The 21,555-nt window shown below is 70.1% G+C and carries 14 protein-coding genes, 2 pseudogenes and 1 CRISPR repeat array (1 of these 17 only partly in view); of the genes and pseudogenes, 7 read left to right on the plus strand and 9 right to left on the minus strand.

All coding sequences use genetic code 11. The features are described 5' to 3' along the window. Nucleotides 1-149 precede the first annotated feature (149 nt). The 7 genes from ACFYOP_RS33015 (at nt 150) to ACFYOP_RS33045 (ending at nt 8,954) form a co-directional block, all read left to right on the plus strand. Nucleotides 150-1,685, plus strand: a complete 1,536-nt coding sequence (locus ACFYOP_RS33015; protein WP_356899087.1) for a helicase associated domain-containing protein — start codon at nt 150-152, stop codon at nt 1,683-1,685. 128 nt (nt 1,686-1,813) lie between these two features. Further along, a complete protein-coding gene (locus ACFYOP_RS33020; protein ID WP_356899086.1) occupies nt 1,814-2,644 on the plus strand; it encodes a TnsA-like heteromeric transposase endonuclease subunit in 831 nt (276 codons plus the stop codon). Beyond that, complete coding sequence (locus ACFYOP_RS33025) at nt 2,625-4,778, plus strand: Mu transposase C-terminal domain-containing protein (RefSeq protein WP_356899085.1); 2,154 nt, start codon at nt 2,625-2,627, stop codon at nt 4,776-4,778. Before ACFYOP_RS33020 ends, ACFYOP_RS33025 begins: the two co-directional genes overlap by 20 nt. Before the next feature lie 116 nt (nt 4,779-4,894). Continuing rightward, nucleotides 4,895-5,881, plus strand: a complete 987-nt coding sequence (locus ACFYOP_RS33030) for an ATP-binding protein (protein ID WP_356899084.1) — start codon at nt 4,895-4,897, stop codon at nt 5,879-5,881. 104 nt (nt 5,882-5,985) lie between these two features. Then, the gene (locus tag ACFYOP_RS33035) at nt 5,986-6,834 is read left to right on the plus strand and encodes a TniQ family protein (protein WP_356899083.1); all 849 of its coding nucleotides are present in this window, start codon (nt 5,986-5,988) and stop codon (nt 6,832-6,834) included. Between the two features lie 578 nt (nt 6,835-7,412). Beyond that, nucleotides 7,413-8,039, plus strand: coding sequence for a hypothetical protein (locus ACFYOP_RS33040; protein WP_356899082.1), 627 nt, complete (start codon nt 7,413-7,415; stop codon nt 8,037-8,039). Between the two features lie 213 nt (nt 8,040-8,252). Next, nucleotides 8,253-8,954, plus strand: a complete 702-nt coding sequence (locus ACFYOP_RS33045) for a hypothetical protein (protein ID WP_356899081.1) — start codon at nt 8,253-8,255, stop codon at nt 8,952-8,954. A 5-nt stretch (nt 8,955-8,959) separates the two neighbouring features. Here the strand turns inward: ACFYOP_RS33045 and ACFYOP_RS33050 are convergent. The 9 genes and pseudogenes from ACFYOP_RS33050 to cas3 form a co-directional block, all read right to left on the minus strand. Then, nucleotides 8,960-10,197: pseudogene (locus ACFYOP_RS33050) on the minus strand (IS110 family transposase). Between the two features lie 944 nt (nt 10,198-11,141). Next, a pseudogene (cas2e, locus tag ACFYOP_RS33055) lies at nt 11,142-11,492 on the minus strand (type I-E CRISPR-associated endoribonuclease Cas2e). Further along, a complete protein-coding gene (cas1e, locus tag ACFYOP_RS33060) occupies nt 11,489-12,475 on the minus strand; it encodes a type I-E CRISPR-associated endonuclease Cas1e (protein WP_356899080.1) in 987 nt (328 codons plus the stop codon). The pseudogene cas2e and the gene cas1e overlap by 4 nt, the downstream one beginning before the upstream one ends. After that, nucleotides 12,472-13,260 (minus strand): type I-E CRISPR-associated protein Cas6/Cse3/CasE, encoded by a 789-nt coding sequence (gene cas6e, locus ACFYOP_RS33065; protein WP_356899079.1) that lies wholly within the window; start codon nt 13,258-13,260, stop codon nt 12,472-12,474. The genes cas1e and cas6e overlap by 4 nt, the downstream gene beginning before the upstream one ends. Beyond that, nucleotides 13,260-13,982, minus strand: a complete 723-nt coding sequence (cas5e, locus tag ACFYOP_RS33070) for a type I-E CRISPR-associated protein Cas5/CasD (RefSeq protein ID WP_356899078.1) — start codon at nt 13,980-13,982, stop codon at nt 13,260-13,262. The genes cas6e and cas5e overlap by 1 nt, the downstream gene beginning before the upstream one ends. Beyond that, the gene (cas7e, locus tag ACFYOP_RS33075) at nt 13,979-15,172 is read right to left on the minus strand and encodes a type I-E CRISPR-associated protein Cas7/Cse4/CasC (protein ID WP_356899077.1); all 1,194 of its coding nucleotides are present in this window, start codon (nt 15,170-15,172) and stop codon (nt 13,979-13,981) included. The genes cas5e and cas7e overlap by 4 nt, the downstream gene beginning before the upstream one ends. Then, nucleotides 15,169-15,870 carry a type I-E CRISPR-associated protein Cse2/CasB gene (gene casB, locus ACFYOP_RS33080; RefSeq protein WP_356899076.1) on the minus strand — a complete coding sequence of 234 codons (702 nt, stop codon included), beginning with the start codon at nt 15,868-15,870 and terminating at the stop codon, nt 15,169-15,171. Before casB ends, cas7e begins: the two co-directional genes overlap by 4 nt. Further along, complete coding sequence (gene casA / locus ACFYOP_RS33085) at nt 15,867-17,561, minus strand: type I-E CRISPR-associated protein Cse1/CasA (RefSeq protein ID WP_356899075.1); 1,695 nt, start codon at nt 17,559-17,561, stop codon at nt 15,867-15,869. The genes casB and casA overlap by 4 nt, the downstream gene beginning before the upstream one ends. 647 nt (nt 17,562-18,208) lie before the next feature. After that, nucleotides 18,209-21,151, minus strand: coding sequence for a CRISPR-associated helicase Cas3' (cas3, locus tag ACFYOP_RS33090; RefSeq protein ID WP_356899074.1), 2,943 nt, complete (start codon nt 21,149-21,151; stop codon nt 18,209-18,211). A 219-nt stretch (nt 21,152-21,370) separates the two neighbouring features. Continuing rightward, nucleotides 21,371-21,555: a CRISPR direct-repeat array (repeat unit 25 nt; unit sequence CTGCTCCCCGCACCCGCGGGGATGG); it runs 941 nt beyond the window's last position.

Consider the following 21,555-nt stretch of genomic DNA (forward strand, 5'->3'; position numbering starts at 1 on the left):
CACCCGTAAACACCCACTGACCAGCCCCGCAACACCCATCCCCGGACCAGCGCGACCGACTCTCACCACCACCGACACCAACCCGAGAGATCGCAGTTCTGTGTGACCGGTTGTGGCGACAACGCGTCTTGGAGGACACGCACGGTCAGATGCCGCACACGCTGGCCGAGGTTCCCCGTCTGCTGACCGAGTTGGCTCGCCGTCTGGGCCGCCCGTGGCTGGTGGAGCAGCTTGCCGCCTCCAGCGCAGGAGCGTTGTTTGCCTGGGTACGGGCGTGTGTGCGGCGGGAGCGCGGAGCAGTGCCCGAGGAAGATGTGTGGGCGGTTCCGGTCGCGCACCGGCCTCGTGGGCTTGCGGCGCAGGTGCGGGAGTTGCGCTTCCAGCACGTCGGCAGTGCGCCGGTGGGAGGAAGGCTGTCCCGTGCAGAGCAGGCGTATCGGGTCGGCTTGGCACATGCCCGTTCCTACACGGCGCGTCACGGGCATCTCGCTGTTCCCAAGTACGGCCGTCACGAGGGATTTGCTCTGGGAGCGTGGCTGGCCAATCAGAGAACCGGAGTAGCAGCGCTCCCCATAGAGCGGGCACAGGCGTTGCATCGCATCGATCCCTGGTGGAATGGTCCCTGGCCTATCTCCTGGCGACGGACGTATCACCGCGCCCTGGTACACGTTCGAAAGCATGGCCTCGTCGACGCCACGGCGGGATTCCCCGGCACCAGTCTCGCCTTGGGCGAGTGGCTCCATGAGCAGTGTTCCCGGTACGACGACCTCCACGTGGGCCAGCAACGCCTGCTCGCGGATCTCGGAATCCGGCCCGCGCACGCGCGCTCGGCACACCCTCGCCGCAAAAGCCTTGCTCAGGCCTTCGCGGCCGGCCTGGACTACGCCCGAGCCTTTGCCGCCGTCCACGGCCACCTCGCCACGTCCAAGAGCACGCGGCAGGACGGTTTTCCTCTTGGGCAATGGCTGATGAGCCAACGCAGCCGGGCCCGCATGGCGGAGAAGGAAACCGACCGGAGCCGTGCGCTGTCCGCGATCGACCCGTGGTGGAACCCGCCGTGGCCCATGGCATGGCAACGCGCCTACCACCACGCCCGCAAGCAGTGCGGCAGTAGTCAGCTGCTGGTGCCGGGGGATGGCTTCGCCGGGGTGGAGGTGTCAGCCGCATCATGGCTGTACACGCAGTGCGCCCTGTTCGAAGAGCTCCACCCCCGCCAGCAAGATCTACTGCGGGAGGTCGGCATCACCTCCGAGGCCGCACAAGCCAGGCAGACCGCGCAGTACCGTGCCACCGGCGCCCGGATCGACTTCGCCGTGGGCTTGGCCCATGCCCGGGACTACGCCGGCGTTCACGGCCACCTGGCGCTGCCGCACCCCGTCCAGCACAACGGGTTCCCTCTGGGCAGGTGGCTCGCCAGCAAACGCGGAGAGGCCGGAGCTCATGCGCGCCGCACACCGGCTCCGTGGCCGGGCATGCAGGCCCTCGCTGCTCTGGATCCGTGGTGGTTTCCTCCGTGGGCGTTCGCCTGGCAGCGCGACTACCACCGTCTGCGCCTCTTGCTCACAGCTGGCCTCGAACCACCGCCCAAGCTGCGCTCCTGGATCAGTGAGCAGCTCGCTCAACGCCACACCCTGTTGCCCGGCCAGCAGCGGCTCCTGCAGGAACTGAAGGATCTCCCGGTCTGACCACGGTGCAGGGGCTCGGCATCGCAGCCGCCGTTCACCCGTTCGGGTGGCGGATCCGGATCACGGCGTCCAGCAGCCCGCCATGGACTTGGCTGTTGAGTGTGGAGGGGCACGAGCACAGCAGGCGGGTGCAGCAGGCTGCCGCAGGGGGCGGCAGTGCGGGAATCGAGGCCGCGTTCACCACGGCCGCCGGGCAGGTGACGCAGTTGCCGTGGGATCAGGCGGCGGCGTCGGTGCGGTTCGAGGACCTAGCGCCGGTATCCGCGTTTCCGGTCGTTCCGGGCCGCCGGTGGGGGCCGGGCTGGTGGTGGTCGGCGACCACTGGACGGCACGTCGTACACGGTTCGGCAACGATGCGCACCCAGTTGATGGTCCTGGACCGGAATCCGGACGTGACCGGCCTGGCCGCCCGTCCGGTACGGCTGCTGTGGCGGGACGCGGCCGACGGGCGGGTGCGCTCATGGGTGCCTCAGCTGTTCGCCCGGTACGCCGACGGCACCGGCCTGCTCGCCGACTGCCCATCCAGCCCGACCGCCGGTGGAGACGGGGCGCAGCGGGCGCGGATAGTCCTGGAGGCGGCGTGTGCCCGCGTGGGCTGGGCTTACCGGCGCCTCGAGCCACCTCCAGCGGTGGTGGCGGCGAACCTGCGATGGCTGGCCGGCTACCGCCACCCACGCAATCAGGGCCCGCCCGGGCTGCAGGCCGCTCTGGCTGAAGCGTTCGCCGGGCCCCGGCCATTGGCCGACGGCGCAGCCGCGATGGGTGATCCTCTGCAAGTGCTGCCAGCTGTCTATCACGCACTGTGGTGCGGGCATCTGACGACGCCTCTTGATGAGCCGCTGCACGAGGAGACGCTGGTCTGCGCTGACGCAGAACGCAGTGGCGGGGGCGTCGAAGAGCGGCTGGGCGCTGGCGGCGGCCGAGGAAGGAGTGAGCGCAGTGGGCGGCACACACGGTAAGAGCCGGCGGCCGGTGGTGGAGGTCGGCGCGCACGTCGCCTACCGGAAACAGACCTGGCAGGTCGCCGCCCTGCAGGGCCAGCAGGTCTACCTGCTGCAGGAGGACGGCACCGAAACGAGACTGCTGCTGGGGCGGTTGTTCGCCGATCCGGGCTTCGAAGTAGTGGGCGCACGGGCGCCGGACGTGGTACCGCAGTGGGGACTGTTCGAGACCGTTCCTGTGGCGGCCCAGCAGCGGGCGCTGGCCTGGCTGCCCCACATCCGCGAGGTCGAGACCGGGTGGCCGCATCCTGAGGGCAGCCGCGAGGGGCAGGCGATGCGGCCGGAGTACGACCCCGAGCGGTGGACCCTGGCGCAGCGGGACGCGGCCAAGGCGAAGGAGCTGGCGGCGCTCGGCCTCGCGCGGGTGACGCGTACGACGGTGGAGCGGATGCGGTACGCCTACCGCAAGCAGGGTTTGTGGGGGCTGGTCGACAAGCGCGTGGTGCCGGCCCGTGGCCGTCATCCGACGGGGTATGCCGACGAGCGGGTCGTGGCCGCGGTGCTGGAGGCGCTGCGGCGCCAGCGGGGCCGGTCGAAGGGGACGGTGAAGGGACTGCAGGTACTGGTCGGGCAGATCCTGGAGGACACGCACGGGCGCGGGGTGGTGGAGATGCCGTCACGCTCGACGTTCTACCGGCTGGTGAGCGTGCTGGCCGACCCGGCCGACCGTCCGGGACGCCCGGCGCGCACCGCCACCGCACCCGCCCGCGCCTCGTCGGCGCCGGTGGTGCTGCGGCCCGGGGAGCAGGTGCAGATCGACACCACCCGTCTGGACATCATGGCCGTCCTCGAGGACGGCAGCCTGGGCCGGCCGGAGCTGACGATTGCCGTCGACGTCGCCACCCGCTCCATCCTGGCCGCCGTCCTGCGCCCGCACAGCACCAAAGCCGTCGACGCCGCACTGCTCCTGGCGGAGATGGCTGTTCCGCATCCTGCCCGGCCGACCTGGCCCTCAGCGCTGCATCTGTCTCGGGCCGAAGTGCCCTATGAGCGGATGCTGTCGCTGGACGAACGGCTGGAGGGAGCAGCTTCGCGGCCGGTGATCGTGCCCGAGACGATCGTCGTCGACCGCGGGAAGATCTACCTCTCGCAGGGCTTCGTCGCCGCCTGCGAGACACTCGGGGTGAGCGTGCAGCCCGCTCCACCGAGGCGGCCTCAGGCCAAGGGCGTGGTGGAGCGAACCTTCGGCTCGATCAACGACCTGTTCTGCCAGCACGTCGCCGGCCACACCGGCTCCAGCCCCCAGCGCCGCGGCTCAGCGACGGCGGCCGAAGCACGGTGGACGGTTCCGCAGTTGCAGGACTTCCTCGACGAATGGATCACCTGCGGCTGGCAGAACCGGCCCCACGACGGACTGCGCCACCCCGTCCTTCCCAAAACCGCCCTCACGCCGAACCAGATGTGGGCCGCGCTGATCACCATCAGCGGCTACGTGCCCGTCCCGCTGACCGGGGCCGACTACCTCGAACTGCTGCCGGTGCGCTGGCAGCCCATCACCGAACGCGGCATCCGCCTCGACTACCGCACCTACAACCACGACATCCTCGACCCCCACCGCGGCGAGCGCTCCCCCATCACCAGCAAGGACGGCAAGTGGGAGGTCCACTACAACCCCCACGACGGCCGCCAGATCTTCGTCCGCCTCACCGACGGACAGCTCCACGAAATCCCGTGGATCCATGGCGACCACGTCCACCAGCCCTTCAACGACGCCATCTGGCGCCACGTCCAGGCCGAGGTCGAACAACGCGGGGATCGCGAGCAGCATGAGGCCGACCTCGCCGACGCCCTCGACCAGCTCCTGCGCCGCACCCGCCACCCCGCCGAGACCGAGCAGAAGACCCGCCGTCGGAGAGCCTCCCGCTCCGGTACGGCAGCACAGTTGCCCGATCTTCCAGGCCAGCGGCGCCCACTCGACGCAGAGACCGCACCGGCCCCGGCACCGGACTGGAGCGAGAGCCTGGACGACCTCAGCAGCGTCGACACGGCGGCCGAGACCGGCACGAGCGAGCCGGAGGGCGCGAGCGTGCTGCCGGCCGAGGCAGGCGGGTACGGGCTGTGGGACGCCGAAGCGGAAGCCGAGCAATGGTGAACACCTCGCCGGGCACGAACGATGCACCAGCCGACAGGACCCTGTCAGCGGCGGACCGGCCTACCGGTGCCGCGGCAAGCGCCGACGGCGACGCCCCTGATCCGCCGCCACAGGCGGTGACCACCTGGGACGGCTTCCAGGCCTTCGCCACCACCCCCGTGGCCGCTCCTCCCCCACCCGGCACGCCGCACCGCAGCCTCGAGGAGCGCCTGGCCTACCACTCGCGGTTCGTCACCGTGCGCACCCCGGCCATCGACACCCTCGCCAAGAACGTGCGCACCCTGATGCTCCTCGGCCGCCACCAGACCGTCACCGCACGGCCGTCCCTGATCGTCACCGGCCCCGCCGGCGCCGGAAAAACCACCGCCCTGCTCCAGGTCGGACGCGCCTGCCACCTCGCCCACACCCGACGTCACGGCACCACGGCAACAGCCGGGCAGGCCCCGGTCGCCTACGTTCTGGTCCCACCCGCCGCCAGCGCCAAGACCCTCGCCATCGAGTTCGCCCGCTACCTCGGCATCCCCGTCACCACCGGCATGTCCCAGGCCCAGATCACCAACTCCGTCTGCCACACCTACACCGCCGCGGGCGTCCAGCTGGTGATGATCGACGAAATCCACCGGCTCAACCCCCGCACCACCACCGGCGCCCAGAGCGCCGACCTGATCAAAGACCTCACCGAACGCATCGGCGCAACCTTCGTCTACGCCGGCATCGACGTCACCACCACACCCCTGTTCACCGGGGTACGCGGCGCCCAGCTCGCCGGACGCGCCTCCCTCATCGACTGCGCCGCCTTCCCCGCCCGCCTCGGCGACGAAGAGCCCTTCCGCGACCTCATCACCGCCATGGAAGGCGCACTCGACCTGCGCCGCCATCGGCCCGGAACCCTCCCCAAGCTGGCCCCCTACCTGCATGAGCGCACCGCCGGCCGCATCGGCAGCCTCGCCCGCCTCATCCGCCAGGCCGCCATCACCGCCCTGGTCGACGGCACCGAACGCATCACCAAGACCACCCTCGACGCCATCCGCCTCGACCACCTCGCAGAACAGCACTACCGACCCCACACCCGGCCCCGAAGCCGCAGTACCAACACCCCGTGACCCGGACAGACGTCACGGCCCGGGATACGGCCCCAGCCGCTCCCGCGCAGCGCAGCGTCCCTACCACAGAGGCATGGCTGCGGACCCCGTCAGCAGCACCGGGCGTGCTCCGCGTACGGCCACTGTCCTTTGAGGCGACCGCCTCATATGTCCAACGCCTCGCTATCGCCTACCGGCTGACGCTCCACCATCTCCTCGACGGCGTCGGCATCACCCTGACCGGCCAGGGCACCCTGCCGGCAGCTGAACTCCACCTCAGCCCTGCCGCCTGCCACCACCTCGCCGCCCTGACCCGCATCCCACTCCCCCACCTGAGACGCGCCCTGCCCCGCCTCGCCCCCAACGACGACGCCCACCACACCGCAGCCGCCGCACGCTGGAAACGGCTGGAGGCCGCACAGCAGCCCGTCCGCGCCTGCACCCTGTGCACCCGCCACCGCAGCCACAGCGCAACCCACGCCGCCTGGGTACACCCACCGCCGCACCGGCTGGTGTGCCCGCGCCACCAGCAAGCCACTCCCGACCCACGGCTCGCCTCCCCCATTCGCACAGGGGCCGTGCCCGAGCTCACCGCCGCAAGCTACGCCCACCAGCGCCTGCTACGACACCCCCGAGCCGCCACCGCCTGGACCACAGCACGCGCCATCACCACCCGCTGGTACGACCACCAGCAACACCTCACCCACCGCTGGCACACCCGCCTCACCCAACTGATCGCTGATAGCCCCCACCTGACCACCACCAGCAGCGCCTCCCCCGCACTCCTGGCACGCGACCTGGTGACCTACCCCGAAACCGTCACCCTCGCCCGCACACTCGCCGTGCTGCCGAACCAGCCACACCACGACACCGACAGCACCCACACCCTCATCGCCCACCGACTCGAACTGCCCCGCCTGGCCAGCAACGCGAACGACCCCCTCCGCGTCTTCCTCACCCACACACGCCACTGACCAGCACCATCCGGAACCCCAAGCCCCAAAGAGTGCAGCTGCCTATAGACGGACCACTACATCGACGGGAAAGCCAAGATCAATCCCACACAACTACCGGACCGCAGACCAAGCCCCCGAACAACCAAACCGAACACAATCCCCAGCCACGCCCACCACGCCCGAACGCAACCGCTCCCCCAGCTCAAAATCCCAACGCAAAGACGGAACACCAGACCAGAACATCCAAGACACCTGAAGATCACTGGCCCGTCACACCAGCGTCGACACCGCAGGGGCGTGGCTGCGGACCCCGTCAGCAGCACCGGGCGTGTTCCGCGTACGGCCACTGCCCAGCGAAGCGACCGCCTCCTACACCCAGCGCCTCGCCATCACCTACCAGCTGACCCTGCCCCAGTTCCTCCACGGCGCCGGCATCACCCTCCACCGCCACGGAACGCCACCGGCCGCCGAACTCATCCTCACTCCGCGCGCGGCCCAGCACCTCGCCGCCCTCGCCCGCATCCCGCTTCGACGCCATCGCCGAGGCCAGCTCCCGCGTCGCCGGGCTCAAGGCCACCATCGATGCCATCACCCAGTTGCGCGAGTCCTGGGCACGGGTACGTACCATCGACGCGGACATCCGCTCGATCAAGGCGGAACGCAGCCGGGTCAACAAGGCCATCAAGGCCATCAAGGCAAAATCCGAGCAGCTCAAGGCCAGCCAGACACTGGTCGACGACCTCAGCACCGAGTTCGGCCGGCTCCTCACCGGCTGGAATCTGCCCTGGGTCGACACGGCCGTCATCGACCGCGACACCTATCTGCCCGTCGTCAATGGACAGCCCTTTGAGAGCCTGCAGGCATCCGGCGGCGGCATCGCCACATCCGTCAACCTCGCCTACAGCCTCACCCTCCTCGCCTTCGGACTCGACCACTCCGAGGTTCTCGTGCCGTCGCTCCTCGTGATCGATTCACCACGCAAAGCCTTCGGGAACAACCAGTCCGACCGGCAACGGGAGGCCGAGATCTACAGCCGATTCAGAACTCTGGCCGACGCGTACGGCGAACGCCTGCAACTGATCATCGCCGACAACGACCCCCCACCCATCACCAGCGACTCCTTTGACAAAGTGGAGTTCGACTACGACCACCCCATGGTGCCCGACGTCGACCACCCCGGCCCCGACCACGCGGGCCGCCTCGAAAACGAATCGGACGGCTAGCCCAGCTACCCTCCGGCGGTGAGCGTCCGGGCGGTCCACGGGGCCCGTCGTGCACCCGACACCGCAGCCGGGCAGGGCCGCCCTGTGTCCCGTGTCATCGAACCTTGAGCGTGTGTCACCGAAGACACCTCATGTTGCTATGCCGTCAAGTCGGTCGGCCGTGAGGGCCGGGGTCTTCGAACACTTCCGACCGGGCTTGGAGAGAATCCCGGCATGGTGATGGCACGGCACTGGTACTCCTCGTCGCCCGTCGTGGACGGGCACCCGCTCCTGGATGAGCCGGGCTTCTGGCCCGCGTACTTGGCGGACCTGGCTGACGGGTTCGCGCCAGAGGCTTTCGGATCGGACGCGGGCGACGCGGACGCCATGCTGGACACGCTTCACGACCGGTCGGCGTGGCCGATGTTCACGGTGCCGCTGGTCGGCGGCTTCGCGATCGTCGTGCACTTCAACAGCGGCGAGGAGTTCACGACCACGGACTACTTCCTCACGCATCCTGACTGGAGCCAGGATCTCGTCCTGGCCAGCGACGATCAGGACCGCATCGGACCGGGGCTGTGCTGGCCCGAGCTCGCCGCCCTGCTGGAGGCGCCACCGGGTGCGGCAGGCGTCACTGACTCTCACGGCCGTCTCCTCCTTCTTCTGCCTGTTCTCGGCGACGCGGCGGTTCCGGAGGAGGCCGTGACGGCGGTGGTGGAGGCTCTGATCGCTCAGGGTGCGCCCGAGGCGAGCGAGGCATTGGCCAGACACCTGCTTCAGGGGCACCCCATGTGGGACGCCGAGGACTGGTGGTTCGACGATGACGAACAGAGCTGGCTCTGCGAGGGCGAGCACAGCCCCCGCAAAGTGCCCCTCGGCGACCATCTGCCCCCACAACAGCGAGCCGCCCTCGAAGCCTGCCTCGCTCCCCGCTGAACACCTCAAGCCGCGGCGACAACGGCCTCAATGGGAGGGGTCCCGAAGGCGAGCGACTCGTCGTAGGTCGTGCTCTGCGTCAGGCAGTGGTAGAGCTGGCCGATCATGCGGTTGAAGAGGTTGCGTTGGGCGGCCGCGTGCCAGTCGCCTTGTTCGCGGCGGCGTCGGTAGTGGGCGTTGGCCCCGGTGGACGCTCGTAGTGAGGCGAAGGCCCAGAGGTAGTCGGCGTGGTTGAGCCGGTCGTTCTTCACCCACCGTCTGGTGATGGCGGACTTCTTGCCGGAGGCACGGGTGATGGGTGAGGAGCCGGCGTAGGCCTTCAGGCCGCGGGCGCCGGCGAAGCGCGTGCGGTCGTCGCCGATCTCGGCCAGGACCCGGGCGGCAAGCTGGATGCCGAGGCCCGGGGAAGCTCAGCAGGATTTCGGCGTCCGGGTGCTGGGAAGGCCTCTTCGACCGCTTCGGCGAGATCGTCGGCGGCGGTGCAGGCGGCATCCAGCTGGATCAGGAGGGCGAGCATCTGCTTGCCGAGCGCGTCCTCGACCAGAGGTAGGCTGATGGGCCCACTCGGCGCGGAAGGCCTCGCGGAGGCGCTCGGCCTCGGCTTCGATCCCGCGCTGGCGGCCAGCGCGTTTGAGCGCGGCCTGGATCTGAGTGCGGGTCAGCCGCGCGGCCCGGGTCGGGGTCGGGGCGGTCTTGAGAAGTTCGCGGGCCTCGGGGCGGCACAGGCCATTGGTCCAGGTGGCGAAGGCGGCCAGGGCTGCGGGGTAGTACTCGCGCAGCAGGGATCGGAGCTGGTTGGCGAGCTGCTGCCGGTTCCACAGTCCTGCTGGGCGCGGGCCAGGACGGCGATCGCGCGGCCGAGATCGGAGTCGTCGGGCAGGGGCCGGTGGGCGTGCATGTCGGTGCGGAGGATGTTGGCCAGGACGAGGGCGTCGCCGGGGTCGGACTTCTTGCGGGAGACGCTGTGCCGGTCGCGGTAGCGGGCGGCGGCCATCGGGTTGATCGCGAACACCTTGCGCTTGCCCGTCCGCAGGACGGCGACCAGCAAACCGCGGGAGGTCTCGATCGCGACCGGGATCGGGTTCTCCTCGGTGTCGCCGTACTCGGCGAGCAGTTCCAGCAGGATCTTGTAGCCGGCCGCGTCGTCGGTGATGTGCCGCTTGGCGAGCAGTTGGCCGGTGTCGTCGACCAGGGCGACGTCGTGGGTTCGTTCCGCCCAGTCGATTCCGCAGTAGATCAAGATTCCCTACCCAGGGCTCGGTGTTTGCGCTGGTCACGAGCGCATGCGGGCCACGCAGCGACCTAATCCCAGGCCTCGACCGCATCGCGGTCGGGCCGCCACCTCACTAGCCGTTCGTGGCACCAGCGCACCCCACGGGCCTCGGTCTCAGCAGGAGCTCAAGCGGCTCGGGCATATCGAGAGGTCACCGTGCGGCGGGCTCGCACCACCAATGGCAACGAGTAATCAAGGCAATGGGGTCGTCGACGCCGGACGGCACCAGCCGAGACCTCATGGGCCAGGCTGGCTTCAGGTATCCGTCCGGCTCCGACGAAAGTGGTGGCGGCCACGGAGACGCCGAACGCCGCCGCTCTTCGGTGAGGCGTTTCACGCCGGGTTGAGCAAAGGAGTCCGCCCGACGCCCACGTGACCGCCACCACTCGCACCAGACCGCGCACCGATCTACGTTGAGGCCTCCACGGCCCGGCTGCACCTGGATGTCACGGTCTGGTACTCGAACGCTCCGAGAAGCACCCGCTCCTGCAGAACGCTCATAACTACGGATTAGGTTGATCGCTACCGGCACCCCTATCAGGCCGTTGGAGGAGATACGCCCGATGGTCAGACAGCGCGTAGCCGCGGCCCCTGGAGAGCTTCCGGCTCCTCAACAGGGGTGTCGGAGGTGGCTTCTGCCGCCTCCTCTGCCGTGTCCTGGGCCGCGGGGCGGAACTTCGTCTTGAGGTGCGGGGAGCACCTTGGCCTCCAGGGCCGCCACCTTGCGCTTCAGGGAACATCCCCGCGGGTGCGGGGAGCACGGACTGGTGCGGTCATGGCGGACACCCTAGGGGGGAACATCGCCCCGGGTGCGGGGAGCACACTTCGTGACCTGCGGCTTTGTCAGGAAGGCGGACCGTTCTGAAGTAGTTTCACCGACTCCGGCAATTCGCACGTAAGGGCCTGATTGCCTATCACCTGCCGTACCGGCGGCGCTTGGCCGCGTTGCTCCAGCCCTTCGGCGGGGTGGAAACGGCGTTCTAGGAACTCTGGGCGTTCGGGCGGCGGATCAGGGTGACGCCCTCGTGGTCGACCGGGTGCCAGTTGCGGTCGTGGGTGCGGAAGGTGAAGCTTTGTTCGTTGTTCGTGGTGTGGGCCAGCAGTGCGCGGCCTTGGCCGGCGTACTGCTGGACCTCCTCCCACAGCAGGTCGCGGATGCGCGCCGACGGGTTGCCGATGAAGACGCCGGCGGAGATTTCGAGTAGCCAGCGGGTGAGGAAGCCCCGTAGGCCGGGCGGGCAGTTGGTGAGGACGATGACGGTCACCAGGCGCCCTCCGTAACCTCGTAGGCGTCGTGGTCGTCGGTTTCGCTGCCGTAGTTGCGGCCCGCCGTGACGGTGTGGCCGCCGTCGCTCTGGAGGGTGACGACGTCGAGGTCGTCGTTCGTCGCTCCGGTCGCGGGAGTCTCGGGCAGCAGAAGGCGCTTGATGTCGTTGACACAGCGGTCCAGCAGAGAAGTCTCGTTAATACGGTCTCGCAGCGCCCGGCGGGTGCGCGGGCCGACGTCCTCCTCGTCCTCGGCAGCGATGTCGAAGGCGAGCGGAATTCCGATCTCGGTCTTGTAGAGGTCGGCGATGTCGAGGACGAAGGAGAGTTCGTGGCCGGAGTGGACGAAGCCGAGGGCGGGGCTGCAGCCGAGGGATGCGACGACCGCGTGCGCGATGCCGTACATGCACTGGGCGGCAGCGGTGATGGCCTGGTTGACCGGGTCGCCGCTGGTGAAGTCGCCGGGGGTGTAGCGGCGGCCGCGCCAGGGGACGCCGGTACGGGCGGACTGGGCACGGTAGCAGTCCTTGACGCGGCTGCCTTCGTGGCCGAGGAGCTGCTGGCGGGTGAGGCCGGCCGGGTCCTCGTCGGGGAAGCGCAGTCGGTACATGGCGCGGGCGACGGCGAGCCGGCTGCGGACGTTCGCCCATTGCACGGCCTGCGCTTCGGCGAGTGCGGAGGAGCGGGTCAGGGCGCGGCCGCCGGCGTAGTAGCGCACGCCCCGCTCCCCCACCCAGCAGACGGCGGCGCCGGTCTCGCCGAGGACGCTCATCGCCTGGTGGGTGATGCGGGTGCCGGGTCCGAGGAGGAGGGTGCCGATGGTGGCCGAGGGGATGTGGGTGGTGCCGTCGGCGTCCTCGGCGGTGATGGCGTTGGCGTCCCGGTGCACCGTGCAGCGCTCCAGGTACACGAACGAGAGCCGTTCCCCGGTGCGGGTGAGCTGGCGTGGGGTGAGCGCGGTGCGTCGGGAGACCGTGGTCACTCTCTCGCTCCTGTCGTGTCGAGCGGGGCCAGGGTGAGCAGGCCGCAGCCGTAGGCCTTGGCCTTGCCGATCCCGTGGGTCAGGGTGCGGCGCAGGAGTTGGGGGTCGGTGACCTCGAGCCGGCCGTCGAAGGTGACGGTGACCAGGCTGACGGGTGCCTTGCGGCTGGCGGCGCCGGGGCTGCGGGATTTGTCGAAGGCGAGGGCGCGTTTGTCGCGGACGGTCAGTTCGTAGCGGTCGCCGTGGTGCGGCTGCCCGGTGTGGGTGGTGCCGCTGGGCAGCAGGCGCTTGTCGTCGGACTTCTCCACGATGCGGAAGCCGCAGGATTCCTGTCGCTTGAGGAGCCAGCCCATCTGGTGGACGGGAGTGAGGTGTGCGGTGCGTTTGGTCGGTTCGCCGTCCTTGCGGCGGGCGTGGTGGACGGGGTTGGCGGTGAGGCGGAACGCCCACTGGTCACCGGTGGCGAGGCGGTCGAGGAACGGAGCGTAGGGGCGGCTCTGCCAGCCGGGCTGGGACGGGTCGGCGGTGGCTGCGGCGGGCCAGCCGGCCTGCTCGACGAGGTGGGTCAGGTCGGGCCGGTCGGGGCTGACGACGTACAGCATGACCTCGGCCCTGGCCGTGTGGTCCAGGCGCCACAGCACACGCGGGCCGTCGGGCGTGGGTGTGTCCGTGGGCAGCAGGTTGGGGAAGGACGACATCACGGCGGCGTGCATGGCCTGGGGCGAGGAGAGGAGGCGGCGGGCGCCGGGGCGCGCGGTGTTCACGCGGAAGCGGGTGAGGAACATCAGGCGCTCTCTTCGTCCAGGGCGTCGAACGGGTCGTGCCGGGGCAGCTGCCGGGCGGCCGGGTTGGAGATGCGCACGCTGGAGGTGATCTGGGTGCGCAGGGTATGGCGGCGGTGTTCGGCGGCGAAGCTGAGCGGCTGGTCGCGCAGGGTGTCCGCGGCAGCCAGCTCGTGCTCGTGCGCCTCGCGCAGCACGGTCAGTTCGATGTCGTCCTGGCCGTGGTACTGCCTTCGGTACCAGGCGCCGGCCTGCCACGGCACCTCGCGCAGTACGTCCATCAGGCTGCCCTTGTCGTGGACGCCGAGTTCGACGGGCAGGGCGGGCGGGCAGGAGCGGCGGCCGAGGAACGGCGCGTACACGGGGGCGCGGAGCGCGGCGTGCAGGTCGGCGAGGAGCGGGCGGTCGCCTTCCAGGGCGGCGACGAAGACGGCGTCGGCGAGATAGAAGCGCTCGGACAGGGGCATAGATTTGCCGGTGACGCCATGGTGAGCGGTGTGGAAGTCCCGTAGCCGGGTGCCGGGCTGGTCGATCCGCACGCCGAACTGCAGGGCGGCCAGTGGTGCGAGCCTGTCGTCGTCGCCGCGTTCGATGCCGACGGCGGCGGCGAGCATGCCGACGACGCCGCTCTTGGTGGGGGCGGACTCGGTGGTGCGGCGGGCGAAACGGGCCGAGGCCCCCCAGGACTGCAGGGGGCCGGCGAGCCGGAGGGTGAGCACGCTCATGCGGGCTTCTCCAGGCGCTCGACGACGGCCTTCCCGACGGCGGCGACGAGCTCGCCGAGGTTGTCGGACTCGGTGCCGATCCCGGCGAGCTTCTGGGTGTTCGGGCCGACGCGCAGCACCCAGGTGAGGGTGGAGTCCTCGTCGCCGTAGGCCCGTTCGATGTCGGGGATGTACTCGGCCAGCCGCTCGGACGCCTCGCGGACGTGGCCGCCCTGGTCGCCGCGGACCGGGTCCTCGAACGCGGCGACGAAGCTGACGGGCCGGGTGGTGCGCAGTTTGACGATCACGGCGTCCGGGAGGGTGTGGTGCCCGAAGGTGTTGATCTTGCCGGTGGGCAGCGAGGCGACGAAGCCGTGGACGAAGGCCTCGACGGCCCGGCGCACCGGTTCGGACCGGGATTCCTCCTCGCGCAGTCCCTGGCCGAGGTTGGCGGCCAGTTGGTGCACGCCGAGCGCGGCGTAGCGGTAGAGGGTGGCGGAGTTGAAGTCGACGGTGCCGATCATGCCGGCGCCGGTCTCCGCGTCGGTGTTCTTGTCGTCGACGGCGGTGTAGTAGTCGGACTCGTTCTCGACGCGGTGGACGCTGATGGCGTGGGCGACCTGGACGGCGGCGTCGACGTTGATGTCCGGGACGTCGGCGACCATGCGGCCGAAGAGGGCGATGTCGACGGAGTGGCGGGTGTCGGCGAGTTCCTTGGCCTTGTCCTTGTTCTTCTTGTCCTTCAGGAAGGCCGTGATGTCGGCTGCGCCGTCGACGGCGAGGCGGGCCAGGCCGTCGAGCTGCCGTGCGCTGAGGAACACCAGGTACTTCGCCTCGGGCGCCGGGGCCGGCTCGCCCTCCTTGGCGGAGTCGGCCTTGCGCTTGGGGACCTCGGTCTTCAGTCCGGTGGCCTTCACGGTCTCGTCCGCGATCCGCAGGGCCGTCTCGTCGGTGAGCGAGGGGTCAAGGGCGGTGATCCTGCCGGCGACCGCCTCCACGATCTTCTTGGTCCGCACCCCGAGCTCACTCGCGTCCAGCAGGTGCTCGCCCTCGAAGTAGGTCCGGGTGGCGCGCTTCCACGCCTGGCTGGACACGCGGGCGCGCGGCACTCCCCCGTACACAGCCGTCTTCGGCGCGCCGGTGTCGTCGCGGTTGATGTTGCTGGGCGGGACGGTCTGCAGGGCGTGCACGTCGAGGAAGATGCGGTTCACGAGGCGTCCTTGTCGGTGTCCGTGGAGCTGGTGGTGTCTGAGTCAGTGGCCTGACCGGCGGCGGAGGGCCGGCTGCCGCTCTTGGGCTTGTCGTGCCAGGCGTGGAAGGAACGGCCCCATTCCCTGCGGACGATGTCCGCGCCACCGGGCCACTGCCAGGTGTAGAGCTGGCCGGCGAGCAGCGCGTAGTCGAGCTCGAAGCCCTCGCGGCGCAGCAGGACGACGATGTCGCGAAGCCGCTGGGCGAGGGTGGCCAGGTCGGGGGCGGTGCCGGCCCGGACCAGGCGCTTGTGCACGGGTTCGTCGATCTCGCCGGGCTTCATCATCCGGCGCACCGCGGCTCCCAGACCCCGGCGGCGGTCGGGCCGGTCTGCCTGGTGCATGCCGGCCGAGCGGGACTGCTGGTGCAGGGCGTAGAGGGTGAGCGCGACGTGCAGGGCGTCCTCGGCCCGGACCAGTTCGCTCTCGCTCAGCGCCCGATCGCCCTCAGGGGTGTCGTGCAGGGGACCGGTGTCGATCAGGGCCCACAGGTCGGGCAGCTGCCCGGACTCCCGGCCGGCGCCGCGCCGGAGCCGGGCCAGGGCTGCGACAGCGTGAGACCGGTCGGCGACATAACCCTGCTGCAGGGCGGCGATGTGGTCGGCGGCGAGCCGGGCGACCCGGGTACGCGGGGCGCCAGGTGCGGTGACGGTGGTCATGCGGGTGCCTTCACAGTGGTCTCGGAAGCCGGAGCCGTGTCCGCGTCCGGCGGCATGTCGGAGGAGTCGGGGCGTCCCAGGCCCTTGCGCAGCGCGGCGCGGAACCACTTGTCGGCGAGCGCGGAGTTGAGCCACTCCGTACCGTGCTTGAGCTGCACGGTTCGCCCCTGCCAGGCCGCGTCCCCGGCTGCGGCCATCAGCCGGTCGCCGAGCCGGAGGGCGGTCTCGTACACCTGCTGCTGCCAGTCGGTGCGCCGCGCGTACGGGTCGTCGGTGTCGGCGAGGCGGGCGAGCCAGGTGCGGTACGGCGCCTCGAAGAGCCCGTAGGCGAGATCACGAGCGGCGGATCGGGGCCCTTCGGTCTCGATGCCGGCCGCGCGGGCCAAGTTGGTGGCGAGATCGCCGAGCGCGTTGACGGCAAGGTCGGCATCCGCGACGGCCGCGACCGCCTGCTCGGCGTAACGCCGGTCCTGCCGGTGGAGCAGGACGACGGCCATGGAAACGTGGTCATCGACGATCTCGTCGATCACGGACTGCTGCGTGCCGTATGTGGCGCCCACGATCCGGCCCCGGACGAGGAAGCCGCGCTCCAGCTCTCCCTCCGTCACCAGGCGGGCCACCCATTCCAGGATCCCCGGCCGCAAGTAGGCAGGCGCCTCCGAGCCCTGAGCACTGCCGGCCTCGTTCGCGACCAGGGCGCCGATCCCGCGCCACGCGGAGCGCTCGGGAGCGTGCTCGCGCGGCAGATAGACCGGAGTCTTCTTGAGCTTCTTCTCCTGAGGCTTGCTGCGCCGCCAGGCAGACATCGGCTCCCGGTGCTGACGGTCACGTGCGGCAAGCGGATCGCCGTAGCCGAGGACGACACCATGCACGCCGGCATCGTCGAAGTGGAGCCGCAGGCGCCGCGTCTGCCACGTGTACAGGTCGCGTACACCCGTGGGGGCGCGCTCCGCGCCACCCGGGCCGCACGGCTCCCGGCGCCATGCCGGGGCGTCACCGCCGTCGATCTCCAGGTTGGAGGTGTCGGCGGCCACCAGATTCAGCAGCAGCGTCTCGCGCAGCGTGCCGCCCTCGACGAACACGCCACCGAGGGCCCCGGCCCAACCGACACCGAGCGGATAAACCTTGCCCCCCTTGGCCCGCTCGTCGCCCTCCACACCGGTCTTGATGCCGGAGGTGTCGTAGGCATGCGCGTGGACGACCCAACGGGCCGCCTCCGCGAACGTGAGCCGCTCGACGGTGGGCATCCGGGCGCTGAAGAACGGCTCCCCGTTCGGGACGTCGGCCACAATCCGGTTGAGGGAGAACACCTCGTCCTTCGCCGTGCGCAGTGCAGCCGTCTGAAAGAACGGCGCGTCGCCGTCCAGCAGGTCGAACCGGCCGCGATGCGCCTCGAGATACGCCCCCACCGGAGTGAAGCAGCTCTCGTCCGCCCACAGCTCCGACCACACCTCGATGTCCTGCGGGCCCTCGAGCGCGTCGTGCGCGACGGCAAGCAGCAGGCGCATTAGGGCGAACTCCTGGGTAGGCAGGTCACCGACAACCCGCCGCAGTCCGTGCGCCTGCTCGAACACCTCGCGCAGCGACAGCTCGTCCTGGCTGCCGTCGCGCCGGAGCACGGGGATCCACGGCCGGGTGGTCAGGTCGAACGACAGCACGCCGTCGCCGCTGGAATGATCGGTTTCAGGCACGGGTCACCTCAAGGCCGTCGCTCTTGCTGTGGCGGAGACAGAAGCCTGCCAGGTGGGTCTGACAGTCCTCGTCGAATCGGCCAGAGTGACCAGTTCTCCCAAGGGCTGGCCTTTGGGGAGCGCCCAGAGGTTCACCCTCACTGACTGTCCGAGCTGCACCAGCAATTGCCATACGAAGCCCCGGATCCTCTAGAGTGCTCGAATCAACTACGGAACAGTCTAAGGGGAGTTGCGACTTGAGTGGTTGGGTCCGTTGGATCCTGGCGACAGGAGCGGTAGTCGTGATCTTCTGGTTAGGTCTCTTGGTTGGCCGCTGGCTGCCATTAGGCGGTCCTGAAGATGAAGGCGCCCAATGGGGAGCGGCCACAGCCCTAGCGAGTGCTGTCTCCGCGGTAGCTGGCCTGCCGTTGGTCCGTTGGGCAGAGGGCCGCCGACCGTCTAAGGAGAGGTGACCCGATCTCCGCGGCTCTTCGGCTATGTGGAGCGACAGGCCAAGAACTTGATCCCCGGCCAATGGGTGAAGTTCAAGTAGCATGCAGCGCTGCTCCCCACTACTCCTGCGGGGATGGCCCCAGTCTGAGGGGCGTATCAACACTGCTCCCCGCCTCTGCGGGGATACCCACATCGCGTGCCACTCGCCGTGATACCTAGCCTGCGGCACGGGTCACCTCAAGGCCGTCGCTCTTGCTGTACCGGAGGGCGAAGCCTGCCAGGTGGGTCTGACAGTCCTCGTCGAGCGGCAGGATCAGCTGACCCGCGAGCCAGTGACTGCCTTTCACCTGCCAGGCCCGGATGTGCAGTTCCTCGAGTTCGTCGATCGCCCGGTCCATGACGTCGGCGTAGCTGAACTGGATCGGCAGTCGCAGCCCGCAGCTCGCCGCTGTGCGGGCCGCGAAGGCGGTGGGCACGTGGTCCGTGGGCAGCGCCAGTCCCGCGCGGGGGCGACCCTGGCGGTCCGGCTCGAGCCACGGCACCGTGGCCAGGGTGCCGTCGGCACGCCGCTGTACGACGACGACCTCCAGGCTTTCCCGGCTGTCGCGTACCTGAGCCTTGCCGGCCGGGGTGTCGTCCGCGTCTCCGACGCCTGCCGCGACCCAGCCGAACAGGGGCCTGCCGGGCCTCGCGGCCGGGTCGAGCCGGAAGGTCGCGGCCCGCTCGGCCTGGTCCGCGCGATGCTCTCCGTACCGCGTGCGGGCGGTCTCGAGCGCCTCCGCCCATTCTGCCGGGCCATCGTGGCCGTCGGCGTACGCACGCTGCACCAGCGGACTGAGGTCGGCCGGCAGCCGCACCGGGCGCCGCGCGCCGTCGACTCCTCCCTCGAGGTGCGGCAGGAGTGCGGCGGCGGAGCGCAGCAGCGCGTAAGCCCCATACACCGCGACCGAGCCGCGCACCGGTACAGGAACGTCCCCGGCCCAGTCGACGCCGGTCACCAGACAGCGCGCCGTGCGCAGCCGGTCAGGCCGGTCGGCCTGCTCTGTCCCGCCGCGCACGTGGCGGTGGAGCCGCCCCATACGCTGCAGCAGCAGGTCGACGGGGGCGAGGTCGGTGACCAGCAGGTCGAAGTCGACGTCCAGGGACTGCTCGGCAACCTGGCTGGCGACGATGTGCGCTCCCTCGGGTCGGCCCTCCGCTTTGCCGGGCGGCCCGAAGCGCCGGAGCAGGTCTGCGTCCTTGGCGGCCCGGTCGACGTCGATGAAGCAGGAATGGGCCACGGTCACGTTCGCGTCGCCGAACCGCTGCCGCAGCGCGGCGGCCGCGTCAAGAACCCGGCGAACGGTGTTGCGCACGACCAGCACGCAGCCGCCGCCGACGAGTTCGCTCTCCAGCCGGTCGGCCAGGACGTACAAGTCGTCCTCGATGCGCTCCAGCTCAACGTCCGTGGTGCGGCCGGACGCCGCCGGGCACCGCATCACCGGCGTACCACCAGGCGTGACGGCTGTCAGCAGCGGATAGTCGCCCGCCTCAGCAACGGCGTCGAATGCCGCCACGGCGTCACCGGTTGCCTTGCCCGCGTATGCCTCTGCCAGCTCCCGCCGCCGTCCTGCGGGCAGTGTCGCGGACAGCACCACCACGGGCACCCGGTAGGCGCCGAGCCACGACAGCACCCGGTCGAGGTAGACGCTCATGTACGTGTCGTAGGCGTGCGCCTCGTCGATCACAATGACCTTCCCGGCGACCGCGAGGTGACGCAGCGCCAGGTGCCGGCTCTTGAGCCCGGCGAACAGCAACTGATCGACCGTGCCCGCGACGAACGACGACAGCATGGCCTTCTTCCGCCCCCGCAACCACGCGTGCGCGACGAACTCGGCCGCAGCCGTACGGTTCCGGCTCGACGGCCGCCACTCAAGCTCCTCGGTGCCGTCGACGTCGACCGCGGCAACCCGCCCGCCCTTGCCCATCAGGGCGACGAAGTCGTCATTGAGAGCGGCCTTGGAGTGGGCGAGAAGGACCGAGTGCCGAGTGCCCTCCGGCGCCGGCAGGCGATCAAGCCAGTCCAGGAGGCGGGGGAACATAGCGTTGCCGGTCGCCATCGTCGGCAACGCGAAGAACACCCCGCCCGCCCCGGAGCGCGCGGCAAGGATCTCGGCGGCAGCCAGCGCGGCCTCCGTCTTCCCCTCCCCCATCGGCGCCTCGATCACCATGAGCCCCGGCTCCTCCATCGACCGGGCCAACTCGACGGCCGCCTCCTGCACCGGCCGGACCTTCGCCCCCGGCGGAAGGTCGAACCGAGACGCGAACACCCCCTGTGCGTCCCCGGCCGGCTCCTCGGCACGCCACGGCCCCGGCAGGTCCAGGCCACGCCAGGCAGCGACGACGCGCTCGGAGCCAGTGCGAGGCACGTCCTCGGGAAAGTAGGGAAAGAGATCGGGATTGCTGGCGATCCAATCGGCGACGATGACCAACGCAGACAGCAGCACCTGGACCGGCTGCGGCAGCTTCACCGTCCGCCACGCCGCCAGGCGATCCCGTGCGCCGAACTCCTCCGCGCAGGCATCGAGCAGTTCCTCCTGCACCCGCTGCCACAGCGTCCGGCTCGGGCCGTGCGCCCGCAGCAGGTCGGGGTGGCGGTCAAGGGCCTGGATCTGTCCGTGCTCGGGAGGCACCCCGTGATGGCCGCCCACCGCGACGGTGAACTGCCCCGTCTGCCTGACCGGCCAACCGTGCCGCTCCTCCAGCCACTCCCCCAGCAGCACCTGCCCGGCCAACCCGTGTGGCGCCAGCCGCCGGTCCGCACCCATCGCCTGCCGCGAACACATCTCCAACCCGTGCTCACGCATGACCTGCGCCAACTGCTCGACCTGGCAGGCGAACGCAGGCGTCGCCTTCCCGATGTCGTGCACACCGGCCAGCCACACCACCAGCCGGCGTCCGTCGCTCTCCCCGCCGGGCAGAGCACCTGCGATCAGAGTCCGTACGGACAGCGGCAGCCATTCGTCCCACAGCCGCCCGGCCACGGCGGCACTGTCATCCATATGCCGCCACAGCGGCAGCCATCCGTCAAAGTCACGGTCGTGCTTGGCCCACACAGTCAGCGCCGGCCCGCGCAGTCGGGCATGAAGACCTGTACGGGCAGCCCCCTCGCCTGTCATGTCAGATGAATACAGGGCAACCAGGAAGCATGGAGACTGGGGAGAAAACGCTGCCAGTTCCCATGAGTCGGCTGACAGTCACAGAGGGGCAAGCCTAGAGTTGGATCTTTGGGTAGCCGCCAAGACAGAACCAAGGAAATCGATATGCGACCTATGCCGGGATCGGTGAAACTCATGGAAACCACGCCGGCTGCCGCGTAAACCCGCAGGTCGCCAAGTCTGCTCCCCGCACCCGCGGGGATGGTCCCAGCCGCAGCTCGCCCAGGGTGGGCATCCCGTTCTGCTCCCCGCACCCGCGGGGATGGTCCCACGGGTATCAGATCAACGTGTTGGACGACAACCTGCTCCCCGCACCCGCGGGGATGGTCCCTCCCCGCCTCGCTACGCCCCCCGGCCCCCGCGCT

Source organism: Streptomyces sp. NPDC006294 (genome assembly GCF_042870895.1).
Lineage (GTDB): Bacteria > Actinomycetota > Actinomycetes > Streptomycetales > Streptomycetaceae > Streptomyces.

Excerpts from the sequence above, each read along its gene's own strand:
- ACFYOP_RS33015 (WP_356899087.1), top strand. The coding sequence starts at position 150 with ATGCCGCACACGCTGGCCGAGGTTCCCCGTCTGCTGACCGAGTTGGCT.
- cas5e (WP_356899078.1), bottom strand. The coding sequence starts at position 13,982 with ATGAGCGTGCTCACCCTCCGGCTCGCCGGCCCCCTGCAGTCCTGGGGG.
- ACFYOP_RS33045 (WP_356899081.1), top strand. The coding sequence starts at position 8,253 with ATGGTGATGGCACGGCACTGGTACTCCTCGTCGCCCGTCGTGGACGGG.
- casB (WP_356899076.1), bottom strand. The coding sequence starts at position 15,870 with ATGACCACCGTCACCGCACCTGGCGCCCCGCGTACCCGGGTCGCCCGG.
- cas6e (WP_356899079.1), bottom strand. The coding sequence starts at position 13,260 with ATGTTCCTCACCCGCTTCCGCGTGAACACCGCGCGCCCCGGCGCCCGC.
- cas3 (WP_356899074.1), bottom strand. The coding sequence starts at position 21,151 with ATGACAGGCGAGGGGGCTGCCCGTACAGGTCTTCATGCCCGACTGCGC.